This is a genomic window from Streptomyces prasinopilosus, from assembly GCF_001419695.1.
Taxonomy (GTDB): Bacteria; Actinomycetota; Actinomycetes; order Streptomycetales; family Streptomycetaceae; genus Streptomyces; species Streptomyces prasinopilosus.
This window is the reverse complement of the sequence record NZ_LIRG01000958.1, coordinates 1-3,730: the sequence shown is the minus strand read 5'-3', so window position 1 is coordinate 3,730 and position 3,730 is coordinate 1. Positions and strand designations below refer to the sequence as shown.

3 protein-coding genes are annotated in these 3,730 nt (G+C 74.6%); 1 reads left to right on the top strand and 2 read right to left on the bottom strand.

Going from position 1 to position 3,730, the window contains the following annotated elements:
• Nucleotides 1–9 precede the first annotated feature (9 nt).
• Nucleotides 10–618 (bottom strand): DUF1349 domain-containing protein, encoded by a 609-nt coding sequence (locus tag AOK18_RS29030; RefSeq protein WP_055696245.1) that lies wholly within the window; start codon nucleotides 616–618, stop codon nucleotides 10–12.
• Nucleotides 619–717: 99 nt separating this feature from the next.
• Nucleotides 718–2,247: an aldehyde dehydrogenase (NADP(+)) gene (locus AOK18_RS29025; protein ID WP_079105245.1), complete on the bottom strand. Its 1,530-nt coding sequence runs from the start codon at nucleotides 2,245–2,247 to the stop codon at nucleotides 718–720.
• 150 nt (nucleotides 2,248–2,397) lie between these two features.
• Here AOK18_RS29025 and AOK18_RS29020 point away from each other — a divergent pair, with 150 nt between their 5' ends.
• Complete coding sequence (locus AOK18_RS29020) at nucleotides 2,398–3,171, top strand: IclR family transcriptional regulator (RefSeq protein ID WP_055574641.1); 774 nt, start codon at nucleotides 2,398–2,400, stop codon at nucleotides 3,169–3,171.
• Nucleotides 3,172–3,730: the final 559 nt, after the last annotated feature.

Genomic DNA, 3,730 nt, shown 5'->3' with positions numbered 1-3,730 from the left:
CCCCCGCCCTCAGCTGCCGTCGCGCAGGTCCCTCGGCCACTCCGGCCGGAACTCGATGTGGTCGTAGGTGACCACGCAGCCCTCGCCCATCGGTGACTGGGTCATGAAGCCGACGAGGGCGGCTCCGGTCTCCTTCTCCGCGTCGAGGGTGAAGAGGCGGACGAAGGTCCAGTGCTCGCCGTCGCGGGAGGCGTGGAAGGCGAAGGCGCGGCCCGTGCGGCTGACCCTCAGCCATACGGAACTGCCGTCCACCGTGAAGGAGTTGGCGTCGTCGGAATGGCCCCGGGTGACGACCGTGCAGACGGTGGGCACGTCCGGGGAGTACTCCAGGCACAGTTTGGCCCAGTTCCGCTCGCCGGTGTGGACGTAGAGGACCCCGGCGTCGAAGGCGGCGGAGAAGCCGACCGTGACCCGGGCTATCAGCTGGAAGTCGCCCTCGGGGGCGCCCAGCAGCCGGGGCGCGTCGGTGGCGGGGTCCAGGGCCTCCCCGGTGGGCGGTACGAAGCGGTCCTGGCGCGGTCCGGCCCAGCCGGTGAGGACGCCGTCCTCGTGGGACCAGTTCCCGTCGGGACCGTAGGTGCGCAGCGGAAAGGGCAGTTGGGGAAGGTTCACGTCCATGGGAGGAGTTTCGCAGGTCGTCCGCGCGCGCGGGGCCCGCCCGGCGGATCACGCCGGACGGGCCCGTGCACGCGGGTGGACCCGCTCCGCGGTGCGCGGTCAGCGCTCCAGGACGCCGTTGAACCGGCGGGGCAGCCCGAGCGGGTTGTCGTCGCGCAGTTCCTGCGGCAGGAGGGCCTGCGGGCTGTTCTGGTAGGCGACGGGGCGCAGCCAGCGCTCGATGGCGGTGCCGCCGACCGAGGTGGAGGTGGAGGTCGTCGCCGGGTAGGGGCCGCCGTGGTGCTGGGCGGGGGCGACCGCGACACCGGTCGGCCAGGCGTTGACGAGCACCCGGCCGGCGAGCGGGGTCAGTTCGCCGAGGATCTCCGCTCCCCTGCCCTCTCCCGCGGCCTCCTCCTCGGAGAGGTGGACGGTGGCGGTGAGGTTGCCGGGGAGGCGGGAGAGGACGGTGCGGACCTCGGCGTCGTCCTCGTAGCGGACCACGACGGTGACCGGGCCGAAGCACTCCTCCAGGAGCAGGTCGTGCTCGCCCTCCGCGGCGAGCCTGCTCGCCGGGACGGTGAGGAAGCCGGCGCTGACGGTGTGCTCGCCGCCCGCGCCCGGCGTCACCGGGGACTCCACGTCGGGCAGTTGGGCCCGCTCGGCGACCCCGGCGACGAAGTGGTCGCGCATGCGGTGGTCGAGCAGGACGCCGGCGTCGGTGTCGCTGACGGCGTCGGTCAGGGACTTGACCAGGCGGTCGCCGGCCGCGCCCGCGGGGGCGAGGACGAGCCCCGGCTTCACGCAGAACTGGCCGACGCCGAGCGTCATCGAACCGGCGAGCCCGGCGCCGATCGCCTCGGCGCGCTCGGCGGCGGCGGCCTCCGTGACGAGGACCGGGTTCAGGGAGCCCAGCTCCCCGTGGAACGGGATCGGGACCGGGCGGGCGGCCGCCGCGTCGAAGAGGGCTCGGCCGCCGCGCACCGAGCCGGTGAAGCCGGCCGCCGCGACCAGCGGGTGGCGGACCAGCTCGACGCCGGCCTCGAAGCCGTGCACCAGGCCGAGCACGCCCTCGGGGACGCCGTGCCGGGCCGCCGCCCGGCGCAGCACCTTGGCGACCAGCTCGGACAGGCCGGGATGGTCGGGGTGCGCCTTGACGACCACGGGGCAGCCGGCCGCCAGCGCGCTGGCGGTGTCGCCGCCGGGGACGGAGAAGGCGAAGGGGAAGTTGGAGGCCGAGTAGACGGCGACGACGCCCAGCGGGACCTTGTAGCGGCGCAGGTCCGGGACGGGCGGGGTCGCGGTGTCGTCGGGGTGGTCGATGACGACGTCGAGGAAGGCGCCCTCGTCGACGATGTCGGCGAAGGCCCGCAACTGGTAACAGGTACGGGCGAGTTCGCCGGTGAGGCGGACCGGCCCCAGGGCGGTCTCGGCGTCGGCGACCTCGACGAGCGTGCTCTTGGCGGCCTCGAGTTCGTCGGCGGCCGAGCGCAGGAGGGCCGAGCGGACGGTGCGGTCGGCCAGCGCGCCCCGCGCCCGGTGGGCGGCTCGGACGGCGGCGTCCACCTCCTGGGCCGTGGCCTCCACCGCGACCTGTTCCCGCTGCTTCCCGGTTCGGGGGTCGACACTCCAGACTGGTGCTGCTGCCACCGCGAGTCCCTCCGCTTGACTGCCGCTTGCAATGCCGCAGTATGTACGTCATCCACCAGGGGCGTTCGATATACTGAACACCGTCTCTGATGATGAATGTGCTGTTGGAGACTATAACTTCAGCTCCTCGTCGAACGAAGGGTCAAGGGCATGTCGGCTGGCGAGACGGGCGGCGGCGCGCAGGTCAAGTCCGCGGTGCGGACCGTTGAACTGCTCGAGTACTTCGCCGGGCGCCCCGGCATGCATTCCCTGGCGGCGGTCCAGGAGGCCGTCGGCTACCCCAAGTCGAGCCTGTACATGCTGCTGCGCACCCTCGTCGACCTCGGCTGGGTGGAGACGGACGCGACGGGCACGCGGTACGGCATCGGCGTGCGGGCGCTGCTCGTGGGCACCTCGTACATCGACGGGGACGAGGTCGTGGCGGCGGCCCGGCCCACGCTGGACCGGCTGTCGGACGACACCACGGAGACGATCCACCTCGCCCGCCTCGACGGCACCAACGTGGTGTACCTGGCCACCCGGCAGTCGCAGCACTACCTGCGCCCCTTCACCCGGGTGGGCCGCCGGCTGCCCGCGCACTCGACGTCGCTCGGCAAGGCGCTGCTGAGCACGTACCCGGACGAGCAGGTGCGCAAGCTGCTCCCCGAGACGCTGCCCGCCCTCACCGAACACACGATCACCGACCGGGAGAAGCTCATCGAGGAGCTGCACCAGGTGCGGGAGCAGGGCTTCGCGGTGGACCGCGAGGAGAACACGCTGGGGCTGCGCTGCTTCGGGGTGGCGATCCCGTACCGCACCCCCGCGCGGGACGCGATCAGCTGCTCCGTGCCGGTCGCCCGGCTCACCCCCGCGCACGAGCAGACGGTCAAGGACGCGCTGTTCGACGCGCGCGACCGGCTGACGCTGGCCACCCGCAGGCTCTGACCGCGGCCGGCCCGGGGACCGCGCCGCGCGGTGCGCGCCAGCGGTCCGCCGGCCCTCCCCGGCCGCCGGGCGGCCCGGGGGCGTTCCGGAGGACATCCGGAGGTGCCGCGCACGGCGCCCGCGCCGCCGAGGACCCGGGCGCCCGGACCCCGGTTCCGGGCGATCCGTTCGTCAAGGCGCTGAACCTTTCCGGTCCGGCAGCCGTCTGAACAGAGGACGGGCCGCCCCATCCCCCCGGGGCGGCCCGTCGTCCTTCCTCCGGGGCGGCTGGTCGTCCTCCCCCGGAGCGGCCTGCCACCTCCTCCTCCCTCCCCGGAGCCGGACCGGCCCGTGCCCGCGCGCCGGGGTCCCCGGGGACGCGGAGCACCGGTCGGCGCCGCCCTCCCCCGCCGGGGGCCGGGACTCCGGCCCACCGGCCGCCCGCGGCGCGCCGGGCACGGCGAACTCCCCTCGACGCCCGGCCCGTTGACGGTGCCCATCGGCGACCGCGTGATCCACGGGTGGCCGCCGGCCGGAGCGCGCCCGCGGCGCATCGCGTTCGGGCGCGCTTCGTGGTACG

Bases quoted from the DNA above. Each gene is read 5' to 3' on its own strand.
- AOK18_RS29030 (WP_055696245.1), bottom strand. From the start codon at position 618: ATGGACGTGAACCTTCCCCAACTGCCCTTTCCGCTGCGCACCTACGGT.
- AOK18_RS29020 (WP_055574641.1), top strand. From the start codon at position 2,398: ATGTCGGCTGGCGAGACGGGCGGCGGCGCGCAGGTCAAGTCCGCGGTG.